The sequence below is a fragment of the Methylobacterium sp. GXF4 genome (genome assembly GCF_000272495.1).
GTDB classification, from domain to species: domain Bacteria; phylum Pseudomonadota; class Alphaproteobacteria; order Rhizobiales; family Beijerinckiaceae; genus Methylobacterium; species Methylobacterium brachiatum.
The window spans coordinates 66,092-88,113 of sequence record NZ_AKFK01000076.1 but is presented as its reverse complement, the minus strand read 5'-3'; the positions used below and the strand labels follow the sequence as shown (position 1 = coordinate 88,113).

Here is a 22,022-nt window from a genome sequence, read left to right as displayed (position 1 = left end):
ATGTCAGGAGCGTTTGAAGCGAAAGCTTGTGCGACAATGACAAATTTGCGAGCGAGATGTTCATTTTAATCTCAATTTAACGCGCGTCGGAACTAATATATCCCAGCAGACGCACGCAACTCAAGATTTAGATCCGAAAAAACGTATTGGTATTATGAATTTATTTAATATTAGACACGGCCGATATCTATATTTTGGATCTCATACTATTTTTGCGCGCCGCGCCTTCAACGGCATCGAGAAATTATGCATATACATATATTGATGAATACGACAGTTCGGCTACAGCGCCGCCGATCCATCTCTTCATTGCATGGCTGATCCGCGATCGGGGACGGATTAATGCTCCGTCGCGCAGAAGCGCCTGCCTCCCACCGAGACCATCGCGGTCGCCGAGGTCCCGTCTCGAACCGGGTGGGCGGGTGCAAGCTGGAGGCGTGATCGGGATCAGCGTCCCGCGATCGCTGCGCCCGGCGGCCAGGTGCGCCGCCGGCCGCCGGATCACACCCATGCGCGACCGGGATCGGGCTCAGCTTCCGCGCAGGGCCTCGAGAACCTTGCCGCCGGGGCGGCCGGTGGGCGTCATGCCGAGCTTGCGCTCCACATCCTTGATCGCGTCGCGGGTCTTCTGGCCGACCTTGCCGTCGGGCTCGCCGACATCGTAGCCGCGGGCGGCCAGCCGGGTCTGGAGATCGCGCCGCTCGGCCCGCGACAGGGGCGGATCGTCGGTGGGCCAGGCGGCCTGGACGCCGGCCTTGCCACGGAGGCGGTCGGACAGGACCGCGATGGCGAGCCCGTAGGATTCGGCCGCGTTGTACGAATAGATCGCATCGAAGTTCTTGGTGACCAGGAAGGCCGGCCCATCGATGCCGGCGGGTGCGATGATGCCGGCCGGCCCCTCGCCCGAGAGCGGGCGGCCATCGACACGGGTCACGCCGAGGGAGGCCCAATGCGCGATCGGCTTCTTGTTCTTGCGCCCGGCCGCGCCGACGCTGAAGCCGCGGGGCAGCTTCACCTCGTAGCCCCAGACCTGGCCGTTCTGCCACTTGGCGACGCGCAGGAAGTTCGCTGTGGAGCCGACCGCGTCGGCGACCGAATCGACGACGTCGCGCCGGCCGTCGCCGTCGCCATCGACCGCGAGCCGGTGATAGGTGGTCGGCATGAACTGGGTCTGGCCGAAGGCGCCGGCCCAGGAGCCGGTGAGCCGCTCGGGCGCGATGTCGCCGCGCTCGATGATCCGCAGGGTCGCGATCAGCTCGCCGCGGAAGAAGTCCCGGCGGCGGTTGTTCGAGCAGGCGAGCGTCGCCAGCGACTGCACCAGCGGCATCTTGCCGAGGTTCTTGCCGAAATTCGATTCGACGCCCCAGACCGCCGCGATCGTGTAGCGGTCGACCCCGTAGCGCGATTCGGCCTGGGCCAGGGCGGATGCGTGCTGCCGCATGGCCGCGCGCCCGTCCTCGACCCGCTCGTCGTCGACGAGCGCCGCCATGTAGTCCCAGATCGGTGTCTTGAACTCGGGCTGGGCCTGCGAGAGCTCGATCACCTTGTCGTCGAAGCTGATGCCGCGGGTGGCTGCCTGGAAGGTCTGGGCCGACACACCGGCCGAAGCCGCCTGACCCTGGAGGCCGGCGAGGCAGGAGTCGAAATCGGCGCGCGCGGGCACCGAAGCCAGGCCTGCGAGCAGACCGAACCCGAGCGCGACGCCCGATCCGAGGGTGTGAATCCGCATCCTGGCGTTCCCGTTCGACGTTCGTTGTATGGTGTTCGAATCAGGCAATACGAGGGTTAAGGACCGGTTAGGTCGCGCATGATCGGCCGCCCGAGGTGGCGGCTCGCCGGCGTCCGGACGCCCGGCACCGGCAGGGCGGCAAGCGACCCCACCTTCACGCAGCCGCATGACGGTCGATCCCTGCGCCGAGGCACGGCCCTCCTCGGCAATGCGGCCCGGCCCGTCGCGGGCGTTCGCCGGGCGGGCGTGAAGCGTGATGATGGCCGGATAGTCCGGTATTCTCGCCTTTATGCGCCGGACGACAGACTTGGACGGACACGCACTTTGCAATGCCTACAAATTCTAATATGAATATCGAAGACATGAGATGAATAGCTTTGTTTAATCATAAGCGGAAACAAGCTTCGCTGCGGCGCAGGATTTGTGATCTCAAGCAAATTGTGGATATTCTTGACGGCAATTGATTCATTCTCGACCGTCCATAGAGTCGGAAATCGTCGCCGCCGCATCGGGAGAAACATCAGTCATGCGCCTGTCGGACCTCTCGATCGCGAAGAAAGTCGTGGGCGCATTCGCGATACTGATCTTTATCGCCATCGGCACCGGGCTCATCAATTTTCGGAAACTCTCCTTCATCCAGACCTCGATCGGCTGGTCCGAGCACACCTACGACGTGCTGAACGTGAACGCGTCGCTGATCACCACGCTGATCGATCGTGAGACCGGTTTGCGCGGCTATCTGGTGGCAAGCGACCCGGTCTTCCTGGCTCCCTACCAGAGCGGCGCGAAGGCCTTCGACGCCGCCCTCCAGCGGCTGCGGACGCTGACGAGCGACAACCCTGAGCAGCAGACCCGCATCGCCGCGATCGAGACCCTGGCCAAGCGGTGGCAGGCCGACATCGCGGAGCCCGAGATCGCGCTGATGGGTCAGCCGGGCACGCAGGCCGAGGCGCGGGCGCGGGAGGCCAGCGGGGCCGGCAAGACGCTCATGGACGGGATCCGGGCCAAGGTCGCTGAGATCGATGCGCGCGAGCGCACGCTGCTGGCGAGCCGCCAAGCCGACGCCGCCGAAGCCTTCTCGACATCCTATCTGACGACGCTGATCTCCCTGGTCGCCCTGCTGGCCGCGGCCATCGCGGGCGCCGTCCTGCTGACCCGCCTGATCGCCGTCCCGACGCGTGCCATGACGCTGGTGATGGGTGAATTGTCCCGCAACAACCTCGACGTCGCCGTTCCGAGCAGCGACCGGCGCGACGAGATCGGCCGGATGGCCGCGGCCGTCGAGGTGTTCAAGCAGGCGTTGATCGCCAAGCGGGCCGGGGATTCGGCGGCGGCCCAGGAAGCCGATGCCAAGGCCCGCCGCGCCGCCCATCTCGACGCCGTGGTGCACCGTTTCGAGACCGAGGTCTCCGGCCTGACACAGGCCCTGGCCGGCGCGGCCACCGAACTCGAGGCGACCGCACAGTCGATGACCGGCATCGCCGAGGAGACCGACGCGCAGGCGCAAACGGTGGCCAGCGCCGCCGAGCAGGCCTCCTCGAACGTGAACACCGTGGCCGCGGCCACGGAGGAGCTGTCGATCTCGATCCGGGAAATCAACAGCCAGGTGACCCGCGCGGCCCAGGCCGCGAGCGCGGCCTCGGACGAGGCGATCCAGACCGACGGCGCCGTGCAGGTGCTGGCCGAGAGCGCGGAAAAGATCGGCAGTGTGATCGCCCTGATCTCGCAGATCGCCGGGCAGACCAACCTGCTGGCGCTCAACGCCACGATCGAGGCGGCCCGCGCCGGCGATGCGGGGCGCGGCTTCGCCGTCGTCGCGAGCGAGGTCAAGGAGCTGGCCGGGCAGACGACCCGCGCCACCGAGGAGATCGGGGCGCAGATCGGCGCGATCCAGACGGCGACCGGCGACGCGGTCTCGGCCATCCGGTCGATCGCCCGCATCGTCGGCGAGATTGCCACCAGCTCGACGGCGATCGCGGCGGCGATCGAGGAGCAGGGCGCGGCGACCCAGGAGATCGCCCGCAACGTCCAGCAGGCCGCCTCGGGGACGGATCGGGTGACCGGCAACATCGTCGAGGTCAAGCGCGCCGCCGGCGAGACCGGCTCGGCGGCGTCCCAGGTCCTCGGCGCAGCCCAGGGCCTGTCGCAGAACTCGAACGACCTCAGCCGCGCCGTCGCCACCTTCCTGGCGGACGTGAAGGCGGCCTGAGCAGAGGGCTCATCACGACCTCAAGGCTGCGCCCGATCCCGTTGCGATCGGGCGCAGATCCGGCATTCCAGGAGCTGACCGATCAGGCCCATTCCCGTGCGGCGAGCTTCTGCTCGTAGGCGTCGATCGCGGCGCCGCGCTGCAGGGTGAGGCCGATCTCGTCGAGGCCGTTCAGCAGGCTGTGCTTGCGGCCGCTGTCGATGTCGAAATGCAGGGTGCCGCCGTCCGGACCCTTGATGGTCTGAGCCTCGAGGTCCACCGACAGGGTCGCGTTCGAGCCGCGCTCGGCGTCTTCGAAGAGTTTCTCCAGATCCTCCGGCGAGACCGTGATCGCCAGGATGCCGTTCTTCGCGCAATTGTTGAAGAAGATGTCGGCGAAGCTCGTGGAGATCACGCAGCGGATGCCGAAATCGGCCAGCGCCCAGGGGGCGTGCTCCCGGGAGGAGCCGCAGCCGAAATTGTCGCCGCAGACCAGGATCTTGGCGTTCCGGTAGGCCGGCTTGTTGAGCACGAAATCCGGGTTCTCGGAGCCGTCGTCCTTGTAGCGCATCTCGGCGAACAGGCCCTTGCCGAGACCGGTGCGCTTGATCGTCTTCAGGTACTGCTTGGGGATGATCCGGTCGGTGTCGACGTTGATGATCCGCATGGGCGCCGCGACGCCCTCCAGCGTGGTGAATTTTTCCATCGTCTGCAGGCTCTTGAAGGCTGGGTCTGGGGGCGGTTTAGCAGCCTCGGGGGCCGCCCGGAAGCGTCAGGCCAGGTCCCCAGCCTCGCCGTACCGCAGGGTGCCGTCGTGGAGCGCGGAGGCGACCAGAGCTCCGGCGATCCCGGCCTCCCGCAACGCCCGCAGATCGTCCGGCCCGCGCACGCCGCCGGCCGCGTAGACCCGGCGGCCCGGCGTCCGCAGGGCCTGGAGGGCTTCGAGATCGGGACCGGCCCCGGCCCCGACCCGGGCGAGGGTCATCGCGATCACGTCGGGCGGCCAGAGCGCAGGATCGTCGTGCAGCGCCGCCGGGCCGAGACGCTCGGTCCCTCGGGTGTCGAGGGACAGAACGGCGCGGTCGCCGAGGCGTGCCACGAGCCCGGCATCCGACTGGCTCTCGCTGCCGATCACCGGCCGTCCCAGGCCGGCGGCCAGGAACGCCGCGACGCCCTCGAACGCGGCGAAGCCCGCATCCACCCACAGGCCGATCCCCGGGCAGGCCTGGGCGATGGCGTCGAGAGTAGCGAGATCCGGAGCGGCCGCGTCGATGATCGCGTCGAGATCGGCGACGTAGAGGGTCCGGGCCGGCCACGCAGCGAGCAGCCCGCGCGCCACGGCGGCGGGTTCGGAGCCCTTTGCCAAGGGCGTCTCGATCGGGGCATAGGAGGAGCGCTCGCCCCGGCGCGCCCGCACCACGCGGCCGCCGCGCAGGTCGAGCACCGGGATCACCGCGAAGCCGGGATGCCCGAATCCATCATCCGTTGAGGCGCGCGTCGCGGTCATATGCCCATGCCAGTCGCAAAGCAGATCGGGTGGGACCTCGGCGGGGTCCACGTCAAGGCCGCCCTGGTCGAGGCGGGCCGGGTGGTCGCGGCGTCCCAGGTCCCGTGCCCGCTCTGGCAGGGCGTCGCGGCTCTCGACGGTTCCCTGGCGGCCTTGCCCGACTGGGCCCGCGGCGAGGCGCGTCACGCCGTGACCATGACCGGGGAGCTGACCGATTGCTTCGCCGACCGGCGCGAGGGCGTCGCGGCGCTCTCGAACTGGGCGGGCAAGCATCTGTCCGGCCGCGTGCGGATCTATGCTGGGCGCTCCGGCCTGGTCGCCCCGGAGGCGGCGGCCGACCTGTTCGCCGACGTGGCCTCGGCCAATTGGCACGCCACCGCGGCCTTGGCCGGGCGGCACGCCCCGGACGCGCTCCTCGTCGATATCGGCTCCACCACCGCCGACCTGATCCCCATCGTCGGCGGCCGCCCGGCCGCCGCCGGCTACAGCGACGCCGAGCGGCTGGAGACGGGGGAACTCGTCTATACCGGGATCGTCCGCACCCCGGTGATCGCGCTCGCCCACGATGCCCCGTTCAAGGGCCGCCGCACTCGGCTGATGACCGAGACCTTCGCCCATATGGCGGACGTGTACCGGATCCTCGGCCTGCTCCCCGAAGGCGCCGACCAGCAGGCCAGCGGCGACCGCAAGGGCAAGTCCATCCCCGAGAGCGAGACCCGGCTCGCCCGGATCGTCGGGCGCGACCGGGGGGAGGGCACACCCGAGGCCTGGGCGCTGCTGGCGGCGCATTTCGCCGAGGCGCAGCTGCGGCTGCTGCACGATGCGGCCGCGACCCTGCTCTCCCGGCCGGACCTGCCGACGGATGCCCCCCTGATCGTCTGCGGCGCCGGTGCGTTCCTCGGACCACGCCTGGCCGAGCGGCTCGGGCGTCCGGCCCGCCTGCTGGTGGACCTGCTGCGCGAGCGCGTCGCCGGCGAGCCCGACTGGATCTCGACCTGCGGGCCGGCCGTCGCGGTCGGCCTCATCGCCTCGGAGGATACATTCGCATGAGCGCCATCAAGATCCTGGCCCGGGTCCTGACGACTCGGGTCGGGCCGCATATCGAGCTGGCCGTGGAGACCGAATCCGGCGAGGTCCTGAAGGTGCTCGCCACCGAGGATCAGATCGACCGGCTGGTGGACGAGCTGGAGGATATCTTGAACTCGCCGGCCGTGCCGGACGATGGGGAGCCGCCGGACGCGGCGTGAGCGGAGCGGGCGACGGGAACCCGCGATGAGCCTGATCGCCGCCAAGATCGCCATCACCCCGACGCTGATGTGGGCCGTGTCGGCGGCGTCACGCCGCTGGGGCAGCCTGGTCGGCGGGGTGCTGTCGGGCCTGCCGCTCACCTCGGCGCCGATCTCGATCTACCTCGCCCTCGAGCAGGGCGCGGGTTTCGCCGCCGAGGCCGCGATCGGCTCGGTGGAGGGGCTCGGGGCGGTGACGCTCTGCTATCTCGCCTACGCCGTCTGCGCCCCGCGGATGGGGCCGGTCGCCTCCCTCTGCGCCGCCCTGTCGGCCTTCATACTCGGCGGCCTCGTGCTGCACGGGCTGATCCGGCCCGGTCTATGGCTCGCAACCGCGATCGACGTGCCGATCATGGCGCTCGTGGTGGCGCTGTGCCCGCGGGCGGCAGGGCCCGCTGCGCCGACCCGCCGTCCGCGGCCGCCGCGCTGGGACATGCCGGCGCGCTTGGCTGCGGCGACCGCGCTGGTGCTTCTGGTCTCGACGCTCGCACCCTATCTCGGCTCGGGCCTGAGCGGCCTGCTGGCGCCGATCCCGATCATCTCCTGGCCGCTCATCGCCTTCGCGCGGTTCCAGGACGGCGTGCGCGCCTCCCTCGACGTGGTCCGCGGCAGCGCCCAGGGGGCGTTCGGCGTGCTGGCCTTCTACGTCTGCATCCACCTGCTGCTCGGCCGGACCGACATGGTCACCGCCTACGCGGTCTCGATCGCCCTGTCGGCGGCCTGCGTGCTGCCGTGGCTGTTCGTCGGACGCCGCATTCGGACCGGGTGAGATCGCTGGAGTACAGCGTCGCCTCAGCCCCGCCGACAGTTGCATGTCTTCGCGGAACCATGCGTATTTCTCGTCGCAGAGAGCATCCTTTCGAGAGCGCGACTCATGCAGAGTATGACGATCGAGCAGCTCCGGGCCACCAACGTTGCGGGCGGTGTGACAGGCGTGACGCTGAAAGGCGTGGGCGGGACGTTTCTCGTCGAGATTGCAACGCGCAGCGGGACAGCGGCAGTGCTGACAAAGGCCCGCAGCTTGGAGCCGCGCCGCTTCGACAATCCGCTCGCAGCCCTGAGCGTGTTGCGTGGCGTCGGCATCAGCGTCGGCTGTTTCGACGCCAGCGCCTGGGATCCGGCCGAGAAAGTGGAAGCAACCGGCGATCAGAGGCGGGCGGAGGCCATCCGCAAAGCTCACCGCGCCGCCCATTCCGACTGGCTCGCCGCCGAGATTCAGGATTCTCTCGACGACCCGAGACCGAATCTCTCGCACGATGAACTCATGGCTGATCTGCGCGAGGACCTGACCGAGCTTGCCACCGGATCTGGGCTGACCTGACGAATACCCCTCGTTGGGCCGCCGGGCCTGACAGATGCCGCGAGCAGAGGCGTCCTATCGAATTGCGTGGCGGCCAAAGGCGCGCGAGGATTTGCGTTCTATCATTCGGTATATCGGCCAGGACGACCCGGCCAAAGCCCGAGATTTCGTTCGATCGCTCCACGACAAGACCTTGCCGCTCGCGCGGCATCCGAAACTCGGCCGGCCAGGACGGCCTGGCCTGCCGGACTCCGTGCGCGAGTTGGTCGTGCACCGGAATTACATCGTCTTCTATCGGGTACGTCCTGACGCCGGCGTCGTAGAAATTCTACGTGTGAAACACAGGGCGCAGCAGACACCGTGATATCGGGACCAGGGCTGGCTCCGATCGGCACGGATCCGGGGGAACCTGCCATGGACAGGTGGGCGTGAACACCGGCTCGGCGATGTCCATCCTCCGATCGGCCGCCCCGCTCACCACTGATAGCGCAGGCCCACCGTCACGCCGTGGCCGATACCGGCGCGCGTGCCGACCGAGGCGAGGTAGTCGACGCGCCAGCCCAGCTGCTCGGTCAGGCTGCCCTGCAGGCCGGCCCCGGCACTCACGAAATCGTCGCGCAGGAACGGCACCGGGATCGAGGCCCCGGCCAGCGGGTTCTGGACGCTGGCGAGCCGGGCGAAGCCGGTGCTGCCCTGCGGGCCGGTGGCGAGGTTGTAGGCGACCCGCAGCGACGGGATCACGTCGCCGAAGCCGTAGAAGGCCAGTTCGGCCCCGAGCCGGGTGGTGGTCTGGAAGACGTTGAGCCCGCGATAGGCGACGTTGTTGCCGGCCGCGCCGGTCTCGGTGAAGCCGTCGACGTGACCGGCCAGATGGGTCAGCCCGACGAACGGCGTCAGGCCGAAATCGCCGATCCGGAACGGGCGTCCCGCCTCGATGTCGAGCGCGAGGGCGCTGGCGGAGGTCCGGGCGCTGGCGGTCAGCCCGTAGGCCGCCGGGCGGGTGATCCGGTCGAGGGCGATATCGGGGGCGCCGCCGACGATGCCCTGCACGTAGAAGTCGGGCTCGTAATAGCCGGCATAGCCCGAGACCGTGAAGGCGCTGTGCTCCTGCCGGAACCCGCCCGGACGGCTGAGCGTGCCGCCGCCGCCGCCCAGGGCGACGCCGGCCCGCCAGGGGCCGTCGAGGGGCAGGTCGAGACCGGCGCTGCCCTGGAGGATCGTCCGGTCGAGGGTGAGATCGCCGTTCCGCGGCTGATCGGCGAACAGGAAGTTGCCGCCGACCCAGACGCCGCCGGCCTGGCTCCACGGGCCGGCGAGGCCGGTGCCCCGGCGCAGGGCGGAGAGATGGTCCTGGACGCCCTGCGTCGCCGACGCCGCGTAGCCCAGCGTCGCGCTGCCCAGCCCCTGCAGGACGATGGGTGCGGTCCGCTTCATCACGGCGAGGGAGTAGGGATCGACATAAGTCGGCAGCGTCAGCCGGTAGGCGAGGAGGATCGAATCGTTCTCGATCCCGGCATCGTAGGCTTCGCCGTTCACGACGCCCCGGCGGGTGAGGAAGTCGTTGTCGTTGCCGACCAGCAGGAAGTAATCGTTGGGGGCCAGCTCGCTGAGGACCGGGACGAGGCCCATCGCCTCGATCTTCTCCGACAGGGTCGTGCGCGTCGCCGAATTGGTGTTGAGGTTCATGCCGAACCGGCCGAGCTCGACCGGGTTCAGCATGTTCACCAGCTCGGTCGCCTGGGCCGGCCGGATGTCGGAGCGCAGGACGCCGCCGGGCGCCATCGGGGTCGTCCCGTCGAAGACCGTGCCCGCGAGGTTCGTCGCCCCGCCGATATCGACGAGCAGCACGCTCTTGAACACGATCGGCGTCGTGTTGCCGGTGCCGAGGCCGTTCGCGTCGCGCGAGAGGACGAGGAACTGGGTGTCGTTGAGGGCGAGCATCTCGCTCTGCGCCGCCGTGCGGTTCGGCGCGCCGCCATCGCCGTTGTCCCGGTAGACCGGCAATTGCAGGGCGTAGCCCCGCACCGGCGCCGCCGGGGTCGGATTGGTCGAGATGTCGTAGACCAGGATCCGGGTGTTGGCGCGCTGCTGCTGGCCCGGCCCCGAATCCTGCAGCGTGGCGCTCTGCAGGATGGTGACGAGGCTGCGGCCGTCGGGCGTCAGCGAGAGCGCCTCGAATCCCTGGTTGTTGCGCCGCCCCGTATCAGGCGGGGTCACGGAATTGAAGTTCACCTGACCGTTCGTGACCGGCCGGAACGCGTCGGGAATGCCGAGCACGCCCTGAAGCCGACCGCTCGCGTTGAAATAGTAGATGTTCGGGCCGTACTCGTCGCTGACGTAGAACGATCCGTCGAGCCGCCGGGCCAAACCCTCGGCGTCCAGGCTGATCCGGCCGGCGCTCGGACCGGTGGCGGCCGAAGGCAGGACCCGACCGAGCTGCACGGTGGTGCCCGTGCTCGGGTCGAGCCCGCTGAAGCGCTGGCCGTTCGCGTCGGTCAGGACGATCCCACCGCTCGGCGTCAGCGTGATCTGCCGTTGGGAGGCCGTCGATTGCGGGAGATTCACGCCCGGCTCGGGCACGAGGGTGAACGTGAACCGGTTCAGGCGGCCGGCATAGTCGGAGAACAGGCCGCCGCTCGGATCGTTATAGCCCCGGTCCGGCAAGGTGTAGAGCGTGCCGCTATAGCCGGCGCCGGTGCGCCGCCACGTGCTCGGATCGATCGCGAGCGACGAGAACGAGCCGAGCGTGTCGCCCAGGAAGTCGCGCGTCGAGGCGGAGATCCGCCCGACACCCTGAAGACCGTGATTGACGAAGGTCGAACCGTTGAGATCGACCGCGACCGGGCCGTCGGCATAGATCAGGTTCGGCGTCCTGACCGCCTGCGACTGAGCGGCGGCTGAACTGGCCGCTGCCACCAACAGTCCGATCGCCCCCGCAACCTGCGCCGCGCGCGTTCCTCGTGCCATCATCTCGCCCCCAAGCTTGGCCGCAGCTAGGAAACTCGGATGACACCTGTATGTCTGCTTTGACCGGTCATTCCGCTGGTGGGCGGCACGAACGAAAAAGGCCGCCGCGGAACCCCGCGGCGGCCTCTTGAACGCGATAGTGCGTGCCGATCAGGCAGCCGTGCGCTTGCGGGCTTCCTGCTTGGTGTCGACGCCGGCCGCTTTGATCTCGGAGAGCTTCTGGGCGACGTTGCGCGAGAACACGAACTCGGCGGGGCGCTGGTTCTCCAGGCTGACCTCCGGCGCCATGGCGCCGTCGGTCTTGATGCCGCGGATCGCGTGCACCAGCGGCTTCCAGGGCTTGCGGACCGAATCGACCACCGAGGAGGCCTCGTAGCCCGAATGGACCATGCAGTCGGCGCACTTCTCGTAGTTGCCGGTGCCGTAGGCGTCCCAGTCGGTCTCTTCCATCAGCTCCTTGAAGGTCGCCGCGTAGCCCTCGCCGAGCAGGTAGCAGGGCTTCTGCCAGCCGAACACGGTGCGGGTCGGGTTACCCCAGGGGGTGCAATGGTAGGTCTGGTTGCCGGCCAGGAAATCGAGGAACAGGCCCGACTGCTGGAAGGTCCACTTCTCGCGGCCCTTCTCCTTGCCGTGCCGGAACACGCCGCGGAACAGCTCCTTGGTCGCCTTGCGGTTCAGGAAGTGCTTCTGGTCGGGGGCGCGCTCGTAGGCGTAGCCGGGGGAGACGGTAATGCCGTCGATGCCCATCCGGGTCACGCTGTCGAAGAAGTCGGCGATCTTCTCGGGCGAGGAATTGTTGAAGAAGGTGCAGTTGATAGTGACCCGGAAGCCCATCTCCTTCGCCTTGGCGATGGCCGAGACCGCCTTGTCGTAAACGCCGCGCTGGCACACCGACTGGTCGTGCATCTCCTTGTCGCCATCCAGATGGATCGACCAGGTGAAGTACGGGCTCGGCTTGTAGTCCTTGATCTTCTTCTCGAGCAGAAGCGCGTTCGTGCAGACGATCGCGAACTTCTTCTGATCGATGATGCCCTGGACGATCTGCGGCAGATCCTTGTGCAGCAGCGGCTCGCCACCGGCGATCACCACCACGGGGGCGCCGCACTCGCGTACGGATTCGAGCGCGTCGGCGACCGGAAGCCGCTTGTTCAGAATCTCGTCCGGGTAATCGATCTTACCGCAGCCGGCGCAGGCGAGATTGCAGCGGAACAGGGGTTCCATCATCATCACCAGCGGGTAGCGCTTGCGGCCCGTGAGGTGCTGCTTGAGGATGTAGCCGCCGATCTTCGCGACGTACCGGAGGGGGATACCCAAGATTGCGGCTCCTTACTGCGTCGGCCCCGGGGCGTCGGGGTGCTTACCGCGAAAAAAACTCGAATTCCAGCGATGTAGCTTGGAACTAATCTGAAACGACCCCGTTTCGGCGAGGCCATAACGACTTATTCTGCTCCTGACGCAACCGAGCCACACGCGCTTGACGCGGTGGTATCGGCGGGTCGGGTCGCCTGACGGTTGAGGACAGCACGTGCATTGCGTCGGCAATGCGACCGTAATCCCAAGATTCTTGTCCCCATCCCAGGATTGCAGTGCGCTATCGCACATCGGCCGAGGCAAGGACCGCGCCGCGGCGATCGCGTTGCAATCTGGGGACGCCCTCTTTACTGAGCCCTGTGGCCGCGTTGCAAGGGGTGGCCCGCGGCGAGCGGCTGCGCAGCGTCCCGTCCGGGACAGGCCCGGCTTGCACCCGCGCGTCGCGCGACCAGATTGGGCGGTGCGGCGTCCCCCGAATGCGAAGGGCGCTCGCGCGGATCGCGCGGCGGCCTTCATGTGGGCGTTCGAATCCGGCAGGGCCGGTCGCGCCGATCCGGCCGGGACGGTTGGGAATAGCCGGTCGCGCATGGGGCGCGTCCGGGGCGAACAGGCAGGGTGCTCGTGATCGAAGGTCTCGTCGCGTTCTCGGTGCGGTATCGGTGGATCGTGATCGCCCTGATGGCGTTCATCACGGTCGCGAGCCTGGGAGTCGCGGCGCATCTGTTCCGCATCAACACCGATGTCGAGCGGCTGATCGACCCGAAGGAGCCCTGGCGCCAGGACGAGATCAATTTCGAGAAGGCGTTCCCGCAGCGCGGCAACACCATCGTGGCGGTCATCAACGGCGAGACGCCCGAGGAGACCGAGGAGGCAGCCGCCAACCTGGCCAAGGCGCTGACCGCCCACAAGAACCTGATCGAGACCGTCTACCGGCCCGATGGCGGCCCGTTCTTCGACAAGAACGGCCTGCTGCTGATGCCCCAGGCCCAGCTCGACAAGACGCTGGAGGAGCTGACCCAGCAGCAGGGCCTGCTCGGGCCGCTGGCCGCCGATCCGTCCCTGCGCGGCGTCATGCGGGTGCTGTCGCTCGGTGCGCGCGGCGTGAAGTCCGGCGACGCCAAGCTCGAAGACCTCGACAAGCCCATGGGCCAGATCGACGCCACCCTACAGGAGGTGCTTGCCGGCAAGCCCGCGCGGATGTCGTGGCAGGAGCTGCTGGCCAACGGCCAGAGCAGCGTCACGGACAAGATGAAGTTCGTGATCATCCAGCCGGTGCTGGACTTCAACGCCCTGGAGCCCGGCTACCAGGCGACCAAGCTGATCCGCAACGTCGCGCAGGATCTCAAGATCGATTCCGAGCACGGCCTGCGCATGCGGCTCACCGGCACGGTCGCGGTGGCGGACGAGGAATTCGCCACGCTCTCGGAGGATGCGGCCCTCAACAACAGCATTATCGTCGGCGCGATCGTCCTGTTCCTGTGGCTCGCGCTGCGCTCCGGCAAGCTCGTCGGCGCGGTGCTGATCACCACCTTCGCGGGCCTCATCGTCACCGCCGCCCTCGGCCTGATCATGGTCAAGGAGCTGAACCCGATCTCGGTGGCCTTCGCGGCCCTTTTCGTCGGGCTCGGCATCGATTTCGGCATCCAGTTCTCGGTGCGCTACCGGGCGGACCGCTACGAGCAGCCGACACTCCAGAGCGCGATCCGGGCCGCCGCCCGCGGGGTCGGCTGGTCGCTGACGCTGGCCGCCGTGTCGCTGGTCGCCGGCTTCTTCGCCTTCCTGCCCACCGCCTTCCGGGGCGTCTCGGAGCTGGGCCTGATCGCCGGCGTCGGCATGGTCGTGGCCTACCTGTTCTCCCTGACCTTGCTGCCGGCGCTGATCGCGGTGTTCGAGCCCAAGGGCGAGAAGGAAGCGGTGCAGACCGCGTGGCTGGTCGGCGTCGATCCGTGGATCATCCGCAAGCGCAAGCCGATCCTGATCGCGGTCGGCGTCGTGACCCTGGCCGGGGCGCCGCTGCTCTGGCACCTGCCCTTCGATTCCAATCCGATGCACCTGCGCAGCGCGAAGACGGAATCGATCGCGACCTATCTCGACCTGATCAAGAACCCCGAGACCAGCCCGAACCTGATCGACGTGCTGGCCCCGAACGTCGACGCGGTCCCGGCCCTGTCGAAGACGCTGGCGGCGCTGCCGGTGACCTCGTCGGTCAACAGCATCGACACCTTCGTGCCGCGGGACCAGGACAAGAAGCTCGCGGCGATCGCCGACACGGCGCAGCTCCTGGATCCGGTGCTCAATCCCGGCCGCAAGCCGCCGCCGCCGACCGATGCCGAGAACGTCAAGGCGCTCAAGGACGCCGCCGCGGCGCTCAACGGCGTCGCGGGCGACGGCAAGGAGGCCGCGGGCGCCCAGAATGCCAAGCAGCTCGCCGGCACCCTCGACACGCTCGCCGGCAGCCCGGTGCAGATGCGGGAGGCGGCCTCGGTCGCCCTGACCAAGGATCTCGTGCCGCTGCTCCAGCGCCTGCGCGACCTGCTCCATCCGGAGAAGATCACGCTGGACAACCTGCCGCCGCAGCTGAAGGCCGATTGGGTCGCGGCGGACGGACGCGCGCGCATCGAGGTTCACCCCAAGGGTGATTCGAACGACGACGAGGTGCTGCGCACCTTCTCGGACGAGGTGCTGAAGGTCGCCCCCCACGCCACCGGCGCCCCGGTGGCCACGACGCGGTCGACTTACACGATCCTGGGCGCCTTCGTGCAGGCCGCCATCACGGCGTTCGTGCTGATCTTCGTCATCCTGTCGGTGGCCCTGCGCAAGCCCTGGGACGTGGCGATGACCCTGGGCCCGCTGGTCATCGCGACCCTGTGGACCCTGATGGCCCTGCGCCTGATCGACATGCCGCTGAACTTCGCCAACATCATCGCCCTGCCGCTGATGCTCGCGGTCGGCGTCGCGTTCCACATCTATTACGTGATCGCGTGGCGGGCGGGCGTGACCGACATGCTGGCTTCCAGCCTGACCCGGGCGATCTTCTTCTCGGCGCTAACCACCGGCAGCGCCTTCGGCTCCCTGGTCCTGTCGAGCCATCCGGGCACGGCCAGCATGGGCAAGTTGCTGGCGCTGTCGCTGTTCTTCACCCTGATCGCGGCGTTCTTCGTGGTGCCGGCGACCCTGGGCGAGCCGCCCGCGCAGGGCGACGACGACCGCCCGGAGGGCGAGAAGGCCGCCGCAGCCGCGCTGCGCAAGAGCACCGCCCCGTCGGATCCGGTCCCGGCCAAGTAGGCCGGCACCGGAGCGCTCAGAGCGTCTTCTCGAAGAAGTGGTCGGGGTAGGGGTCGTCGTTGAAGCGATCGATCGCGACCCAGCCGGTCTTGCGGTAGAGCGCCAGGGCTTCCGCCAGCGCGCTGTTGGTGTCGAGGCGCAGCACCGCGACCGAGAGCTCGCGGGCTGCCGTCTCGACGGCCTGCATCAGCCGGCGGGCGAGGCCGAAGCCCCGGGCTGCGGGGTCGATCCAGAGCCGCTTGACCTCGGCGACCGGGCCGCCGCTGCCCTTCAGGCCGACACATCCGACCGGCAGGCCGTCCGCCATCGCGAGCAGGAACGCCCCGCGCGGTCGGGCCATCGCCGCGGCCTCGGGATCGCACGACAACTTGACGTCGAACCCGGTCTCCAGCCGGCGCGCCAATTCGGCATAATACGCCTCCAGACAGGATCGGGCGGCCTCGCCGCGCGGGTCGGCTTCCGCGATGGTGATCCGGTCGCGGCCGAGCGTCAGGGCAACCAGATCCATCGCGCGCAGGAGCTCCTCGGCGCGCGGCGCGCGCTCCAGCAGGGCCGAGGCGCGCGCGTCGGACAGGCCCTCGTAGGCCGAAAACTCGCGCTGCCCCGCCTCCGTGAGGCGCGCGACTCGACGGCGGGCGTCGTCCGGATGCGGCTCGGTGGTGACCAGGCCCTCGTCCTCGAGGCTGCGCAGCAGTCGGCTCATCAGCCCGGAATCGAGATTCAGGTAGGCGCGGATCTCGGCCACGTCCATGCGCCCGGCGCCAATCGCGTTCACCACCCGGGCCGCCCCGAGGGGCCGCCCCCGGCCGAGGAACGAGCTGTCGAGGGCGCCGACCTCCGCGGTGACGGCACGGGCGAAGCGGCGAAAGCGGGCGATCGAATCGGACGTCATAATAGCTGACCTTAGTCAGACATTATGGGCGGTCAATCGGCGCTGCCGGGCGGGCTCAGCTTTTACTCGAGGATGTCCGAAAACCCGCCCCTGACCGCACCCGACGCATCCGCCGCCGCCCGCGAGGCGGGGGCGATCAGCGCGTCGCGCTCGGCGGCGTAGAGGTAGCCCGGCGCCTCGCCGGGGAAGCCGCCTTCCGTGGCCGGGTGCGTGTAGAGCTCGGTGAGGCCGTCCGGAAGCTGCGCCAGGAGCGCCGCCACGCGCAGCAGGGTCATGGCGCCGGACCAGGCGAGCCCGAGGGTCCGGTCGGGGATCAGCAGGCCGGCCTGGCGGGCGCGCACGGCGAGCAGGGCCGACCAGGGGGCGATGTCGAGGGCCGGCCGGGGCCGGGCGCTGGCCTCGGCCCGGCGGAGCAGCTGGCGTGGCTCCCGGGGGACGCGGATCGCCCGCATGTTGTAGTCGCGGCCGATGCGCAGCACCGCGCCGGCGATCAGCGGATGGACGTGGAAGTGCTTGTGGGCGTTGACGTGGTCGAGGGGCAGGCCGGTCGCCCGGTAGGCCTCGAACTGTGCCGTGATCTCGGCGGCGAGCTGGCGCCGGGCGGCGGGCTTGCGGGCGAGGTCGAGGCCGACCCGGGCCATATCGGCGCGCATCAGGCCGTCGGCATCGGTCAGGTCGGGCAGCTGCGCCGCCGGCAGGGTCGGCCAGGCTTCGACGAGCACGAGGTGGAGGCCGACCCGCAGGGACGGCATCCGCTTCGCCCGGGCCACGGCATCGGCGGCGGCAGGCGCCGAGACCATCAGGCTCGCGGCGGTGAGGATCCCCCCCCGGTGAGCCTGCTCGACGGCCTCGTTGACCTCGAGACTCAGCCCGAAATCATCGGCCGTAACGACAAGACGCTTCACAACGACCTCGTAAGGGGTGTCGAGAGGGCGAGCCCTCTCGCGGGTCCAGGGCGGAGCCCTGGGTAGGGGCGGGGCTCCGCCCCGCTCCCCGCCGGGGCCGGCAGGCCCCGGATCCCTGACTTACGCCGCCTTGGCGGTGCCCTGACGCTCCTTGAGGAAGCGGTAGAACTCCACGCCCTCGCGCAGGCGACGCTTCATCATGTCGGGGGAGCGCACCATCTCGCCGACGATCGAGGCGATCTTCGGGGCCCGGAAGTAGAACTTCTTGTAGAACTCCTCCACCGAGGTGAAGATCTCGGTGTGCGACAGGTGCGGGTAGTGCAGCGGCGCGACCTGCACGCCGTTCTCGTCGACGAGCTCGGCGTTCTCGATGTCGAGCCAGCCGTTCTCCACCGCCTGCTTGTACAGGAAGGTGCCCGGGTAGGGGGCTGCCAGCGAGACCTGGATCGTGTGCGGGTTGATCCGCTTGGCGAAGGCGATCGTCTCCTGGATCGTCTCCTTGGTCTCGCCCGGCAGGCCGAGGATGAAGGTGCCGTGGATGGCGATGCCGAGCTCGTGGCAATCCTTGGTGAACTTCTCGGCGACCTCGACCCGCATGCCCTTCTTGATGTTGTGCAGGATGGTCTGGTTGCCGGACTCGTAGCCGACCAGCAGCAGGCGCAGGCCGTTCTCCTTGAGCACCTTCAGGGTCTCACGCGGCACGTTCGCCTTGGCGTTGCACGACCAGGTGACGCCGAGCTTGCCGAGCTCGCGGGCGATCTCCTCCGCGCGCGGCAGGTTGTCGGTGAAGGTGTCGTCGTCGAAGAAGAACTCCTTGGTCTGCGGGAACTCCTTCAGGCAGTACTTGATCTCCTCGATCACGTGGGCGACCGAGCGGGTGCGGTAGGTGTGTCCGCCGACCGTCTGCGGCCACAGGCAGAAGGTGCAGCGGCTCTTGCAGCCGCGGCCCGAGTAGAACGAGATGTAGGGGTGCTTCAGGTAGCCGATGAAGTACTTCTCCATCTCCAGGTCGCGCTTGTAGACGCTGGTGACGAAGGGCAGCTGGTCCATGTCGGTCATGATCTCGCGGTCCTCGTTATGGACCACGACGCCGTTCGCATCGCGATAGGACAGGCCCTTGATCTGGGCCATCGGGACGCCGTCGGCGACTTCCTTGACGGTGAAGTCGAACTCGTTGCGGGCGCAGAAATCGACCACCGGGGCCTGAGCCATCGCGCCGGCGGCGTCCACCGCGACCTTGGCGCCGATCAGGCCGGCGATCAGCTTCGGGTTCGCGGCCTTGAGCGCCTCGATCGTCTTCACGTCGGACTTGAACGACGGGACCGAGGTGTGGAGCACGACGAGGTCAAAATCCTTGGCCTGGGCTACGATCTCGGGAAGCTTGATGTTGTGCGGGGGGGCGTCGATCAGCTTCGAGTTCGGCACCAGGGCGGCCGGCTGGGCCAGCCAGGTCGGGTACCAGAACGACTTGATCTCGCGCTTGGCCTGGTAACGGGAGCCGGCACCGCCGTCGAAACCGTCGAAGGTGGGGGCCTGGAGGAAGAGCGTGCGCATGGGGTTCAAGGCCTCAGGGCGTTGCCGGGGGAGGGGTGAGGAAGCGAAAGCCGGGATCAGCGGGTGGGCGCGCCGGCGTCGTGACCGAGGTCGGCGTCCGGGATCAGAGTACCGTCCGCAACCACGTGATAATCATGACCTTTCCATGTCACCGCCCCCGACACGAAGGCCCAGGAGAAGTTCAGGAACGAGAGGATGTCGCGGATCGGCAACAGTCCGTAGGGGTGCGGGGCGAGGCCGAAGGCCCGCTCGAGCTGCCGGCACAGGACGATCCGGCCGGCGAGCGCCAGGCCCGCCACCACCAGCGCGCCGGTGCCGGCGCCGGGCAGGAGCGCGCCCACCAGGGCCAGCGGGAAGGCGTGGGTCACGATCGAGCCGGCATAGCCGGCCGGGTCGACGTTGCGGATCGTGCGGTTCCAGCGCAGCTCGTGCCGCCACAGGCCGGAGAGGTCGGTGTCGACGCTGGTATGGCCGATGGTGAAGCTCGGGATCACCACCCGGCCGCCGAGGCCGCGCAGGGCGGCGCCGATCGCGTAATCGTCGGCGAGGTCGTTGCGGAAGCGGCGGAAGCCGCCCACCGCCTCCAGGTTCGCCCGGGTGAACGCGATGGTCGAGCCGAAGCACGGCTTGGCGAGCCCGAGGCTCAGGCCCATCACCACGTTGGGCAGGAACTGGACGTCGATCGCCAGCGCCGAGAGCTGGTCGTAGAGGCCCCGGAAGGCCGGGACGCCGTGATACAGGCAGGTGACGCCGGAGACGCCGTCCTGCGACAGCTCGGCGACCAGCCGCTCGAGGTAATCCGGCCGGACCACCATGTCGCTGTCGGCCAGGACGATCACGTCGTGGGCGATCCGCTCGGCCATGTTGATCAGGTTCGAGACCTTGCGGTTCGAGCCGTGCTGCCGGCCGTCGATCACCAGGTCGATGCGGGCGGCCGGATAGGCCTGCTTGAGCCGCTCGACCACGCCGATGGCCGGGTCCGCGGCCTTCTGGACACCGAACACCATCTGGACCGGGCCGGCATAATCCTGGCGCAGCACGGTCTCGAGATTCTCGTACAGGTTGGGCTCCAGGCCGCAGAGCGGCTTGAGCACCGTCACGGACGGGCGGGGCGCGTCCGCCGCCAGAGCCGGCACGGGCCGGGCGGCGAAGCGGTCGGCCAGGTAGGCGGCCGCCAGCGCATAGAGGCAGCCCGCCGCCGCCAGCAGGAGGCAGAGCAGCGAGAGCCACGACAATGCGGTGAGCGCCAGGGCGGTGAAATCCATCCGGTCGGGTCCGTGCGGTCGTCCGGCCGCCTCAGGCGGCGATGGCCGCGTGCGGCCCGATCAGGGCGGCACGCACGGCGTCGGTAGTCACGGTGTCGGTTTTGCGGCGAGCATGCCGTCGGCGCGCTGACGGAGGAACTTCACCACCGCGTCGGCGCCGCCCGACTTCAACGGGGCGGACAAAGCGTTGCGCTGCGCGGCGATCTCGCTGACGTCGCCGTTGAGCAGCACGTCCTGGATGCGGTTCTCGGCATTGACCACGAAATCGACCGCGGAATCGTCGCCGTCGGCCGCGGTGACCCGGGTCGGCACGACGCGCTGGCTGCCGCGTTCCTCGACCTTCGGGGTCACCTCGAACTTGCCACCGGCGGCCCGGGCGAGGCGATTGGCGTAGGTGACGGTCAGGCTGCGCTTGAATGCGTCGGTGACCGCCGCCTGCTGTTCCGGGGTGAAGCCCGACCATTTCGAGCCGACCGCGACGCGGGTCATGGCCGGGAAGTCGAACGCCTTCTCGAGCGCCGGCCCCACGGCCGCGACCCGGGCGGGCAGGGGGCTCGGGCCATCCTTCAAGGCGTCGGTGAAGGCGGCGTAGAGATCGCGCACGGTCTGCACCGCGGGATCGTCCGCGGCCCAGGCGGAGACGGGAGCGAGGAGGGGGGCGGCCAGCAAGGCTGCGGCCGCGAGCCGACGGGTCAGGCGCACTTCTTCAACTCCTCGCCATCGCCGATCCGCGAACCCATGCGGGGCGGGGCGTAGCTGTAGAACGGGCCGAGCGTCGCCGGCTGCGGCACCAGCTTGGCCGTGCGGCCGATGGCGACGTCCGGCTCGCGATCGGTCTCCACCACGGTCTCGGCCGCGAGCTTGGCCTCGATCCGGTGCCAGAGCAGGAGGCCCGGCACGCCGACCCCAAGATCGGCGAAGCGCTTGACCAGCGAGAGGGCGAGGGCCGCCTCGGCGGGAATGTTGAACAGGCCGCACAGGGCGATCAGGCCGCCCTCCTGGGCGCCGAGTGCGCCCGGCACCGCGAAGGCGGCGCCGCGGACGGCCTGAGCCAGGCTCTCGATCACCAGGGCCTGGGCGAAATCGACCGGGTAGCCCATGAAATGCAGGCAGACATAGACTTCGAGGGTGCCGATGACCCAGCCCACGAGGTGGATCGCCAGCGCGGCGACGAAGCGGCCGTGATTGCCGTACATCCGGCGCAGGCTGTCGTAGAGCTGGTCGATGGCGCCGAAGGCGCGCCACTCGCGGCCCGAGGCGAAGCGGCTCATCAGGCCCTGGATGATCCGGTGCCCGGCCCGCCGCTGGATAAGATAGAAGGCGCCCAGCGCCGGCACGGCCACGGCCAGGCCGCCCGCCACCGTCCGGGCGATCGGGCCGTCGCCGGCGATCAGGACCAGCAGGCCGAGGCCGATGACGGTGAACAGGAGCTGCGTCAGCGCCTGCGTCATCAGGTCCACGAACATGCTGGCGCCGGCCATCGCGCCCGGGACGCCGCGCTTGGACATCAGCCGTGCGCCGACGAAATCGCCGCCCACGGTCGCCACCGGCAGCAGCGTGTTGATTCCCTCACGCACGAACCGCAGCGAGACGCAGTCGACCAACCGGGCCGCGCCCGCCGGGAACACCACGTGCCAGCCGAGCCCCGCCCAGGCGACGGCCGCAAGGCGGGCGACCACCACGAGGGCGGCGCCCCAGCCGGCGCTCATGACGGCGGCCGACACGTCCTCCAGGCCGGAAGACATGAACAGGCCGACGACTGTGCAGAGACCGGCGATCGAGGCCAAGGTCGTCAGGCGCTTCATAATGGTCTTTCAAGCTCGCAAATGGCTT

Annotated in this window: 18 protein-coding genes; 7 read left to right on the top strand and 11 right to left on the bottom strand. The window is 69.0% G+C overall.

The annotated features are described in order from the left end of the window. Positions 1-529: 529 nt before the first annotated feature. Positions 530-1,729: a lytic murein transglycosylase gene (locus tag WYO_RS21065; protein WP_007566250.1), complete on the bottom strand. Its 1,200-nt coding sequence runs from the start codon at positions 1,727-1,729 to the stop codon at positions 530-532. 526 nt (positions 1,730-2,255) lie between these two features. Here WYO_RS21065 and WYO_RS21060 point away from each other — a divergent pair. Further along, on the top strand, positions 2,256-3,938 hold the full coding sequence (locus tag WYO_RS21060; RefSeq protein ID WP_007566248.1) for a CHASE3 domain-containing protein: 1,683 nt from the start codon (positions 2,256-2,258) through the stop codon (positions 3,936-3,938). Between the two features lie 82 nt (positions 3,939-4,020). On the opposite strand, the gene leuD is transcribed toward WYO_RS21060, so the two are convergent. Together leuD and WYO_RS21050 are read right to left on the bottom strand one after the other, a co-directional pair. Then, on the bottom strand, positions 4,021-4,623 hold the full coding sequence (gene leuD, locus WYO_RS21055) for a 3-isopropylmalate dehydratase small subunit (RefSeq protein WP_007566245.1): 603 nt from the start codon (positions 4,621-4,623) through the stop codon (positions 4,021-4,023). A gap of 66 nt (positions 4,624-4,689) precedes the next feature. Further along, positions 4,690-5,424, bottom strand: coding sequence for a HisA/HisF-related TIM barrel protein (locus WYO_RS21050; protein WP_007566244.1), 735 nt, complete (start codon positions 5,422-5,424; stop codon positions 4,690-4,692). Between WYO_RS21050 and WYO_RS21045 the strand changes: the two genes are divergently transcribed. The 5 genes from WYO_RS21045 to WYO_RS30080 all read left to right on the top strand — a co-directional run bounded on the left by WYO_RS21045 (position 5,425) and on the right by WYO_RS30080 (position 8,374). Continuing rightward, on the top strand, positions 5,425-6,474 hold the full coding sequence (locus WYO_RS21045) for a hydantoinase/oxoprolinase family protein (RefSeq protein ID WP_039903576.1): 1,050 nt from the start codon (positions 5,425-5,427) through the stop codon (positions 6,472-6,474). Further along, positions 6,471-6,671 carry a hypothetical protein gene (locus tag WYO_RS21040; RefSeq protein ID WP_007566240.1) on the top strand — a complete coding sequence of 67 codons (201 nt, stop codon included), beginning with the start codon at positions 6,471-6,473 and terminating at the stop codon, positions 6,669-6,671. Before WYO_RS21045 ends, WYO_RS21040 begins: the two co-directional genes overlap by 4 nt. Before the next feature lie 25 nt (positions 6,672-6,696). After that, entirely contained in the window at positions 6,697-7,479 is a 783-nt protein-coding gene (locus WYO_RS21035) for a hypothetical protein (RefSeq protein WP_007566238.1), read from the top strand. Between the two features lie 105 nt (positions 7,480-7,584). Then, the gene (locus WYO_RS21030) at positions 7,585-8,031 is read left to right on the top strand and encodes a hypothetical protein (protein WP_007566236.1); all 447 of its coding nucleotides are present in this window, start codon (positions 7,585-7,587) and stop codon (positions 8,029-8,031) included. 34 nt (positions 8,032-8,065) lie between these two features. Continuing rightward, a complete protein-coding gene (locus tag WYO_RS30080; RefSeq protein ID WP_081497017.1) occupies positions 8,066-8,374 on the top strand; it encodes a type II toxin-antitoxin system RelE/ParE family toxin in 309 nt (102 codons plus the stop codon). Between the two features lie 110 nt (positions 8,375-8,484). Here WYO_RS30080 and WYO_RS21025 read toward each other — a convergent pair whose 3' ends face one another. Both WYO_RS21025 and hpnH read right to left on the bottom strand, forming a co-directional pair. Next, positions 8,485-10,926, bottom strand: a complete 2,442-nt coding sequence (locus WYO_RS21025; RefSeq protein WP_244424247.1) for an esterase-like activity of phytase family protein — start codon at positions 10,924-10,926, stop codon at positions 8,485-8,487. Between the two features lie 201 nt (positions 10,927-11,127). Next, positions 11,128-12,291, bottom strand: a complete 1,164-nt coding sequence (gene hpnH, locus WYO_RS21020) for an adenosyl-hopene transferase HpnH (protein ID WP_007566232.1) — start codon at positions 12,289-12,291, stop codon at positions 11,128-11,130. 618 nt (positions 12,292-12,909) lie between these two features. Between hpnH and WYO_RS21015 the strand changes: the two genes are divergently transcribed. Then, positions 12,910-15,573: an MMPL family transporter gene (locus WYO_RS21015; protein WP_007566230.1), complete on the top strand. Its 2,664-nt coding sequence runs from the start codon at positions 12,910-12,912 to the stop codon at positions 15,571-15,573. A 16-nt stretch (positions 15,574-15,589) separates the two neighbouring features. Here the strand turns inward: WYO_RS21015 and WYO_RS21010 are convergent, their stop codons facing one another. The 6 genes from WYO_RS21010 to WYO_RS20985 form a co-directional block, all read right to left on the bottom strand. Continuing rightward, positions 15,590-16,465: a helix-turn-helix domain-containing GNAT family N-acetyltransferase gene (locus WYO_RS21010; RefSeq protein ID WP_007566228.1), complete on the bottom strand. Its 876-nt coding sequence runs from the start codon at positions 16,463-16,465 to the stop codon at positions 15,590-15,592. Between the two features lie 62 nt (positions 16,466-16,527). Continuing rightward, positions 16,528-17,370, bottom strand: a complete 843-nt coding sequence (gene hpnK, locus WYO_RS21005; protein WP_007566226.1) for a hopanoid biosynthesis-associated protein HpnK — start codon at positions 17,368-17,370, stop codon at positions 16,528-16,530. Between the two features lie 120 nt (positions 17,371-17,490). Continuing rightward, positions 17,491-18,924 (bottom strand): hopanoid biosynthesis associated radical SAM protein HpnJ, encoded by a 1,434-nt coding sequence (hpnJ, locus tag WYO_RS21000; RefSeq protein WP_007566224.1) that lies wholly within the window; start codon positions 18,922-18,924, stop codon positions 17,491-17,493. A gap of 56 nt (positions 18,925-18,980) precedes the next feature. Continuing rightward, positions 18,981-20,189 (bottom strand): bacteriohopanetetrol glucosamine biosynthesis glycosyltransferase HpnI, encoded by a 1,209-nt coding sequence (gene hpnI, locus WYO_RS20995; protein ID WP_007566223.1) that lies wholly within the window; start codon positions 20,187-20,189, stop codon positions 18,981-18,983. An 87-nt stretch (positions 20,190-20,276) separates the two neighbouring features. Continuing rightward, positions 20,277-20,891: an ABC transporter substrate-binding protein gene (locus tag WYO_RS20990; protein WP_007566221.1), complete on the bottom strand. Its 615-nt coding sequence runs from the start codon at positions 20,889-20,891 to the stop codon at positions 20,277-20,279. Then, positions 20,882-21,994: a flippase-like domain-containing protein gene (locus WYO_RS20985; RefSeq protein ID WP_007566219.1), complete on the bottom strand. Its 1,113-nt coding sequence runs from the start codon at positions 21,992-21,994 to the stop codon at positions 20,882-20,884. Before WYO_RS20985 ends, WYO_RS20990 begins: the two co-directional genes overlap by 10 nt. Between the last annotated feature and the right edge of the window lie 28 nt (positions 21,995-22,022).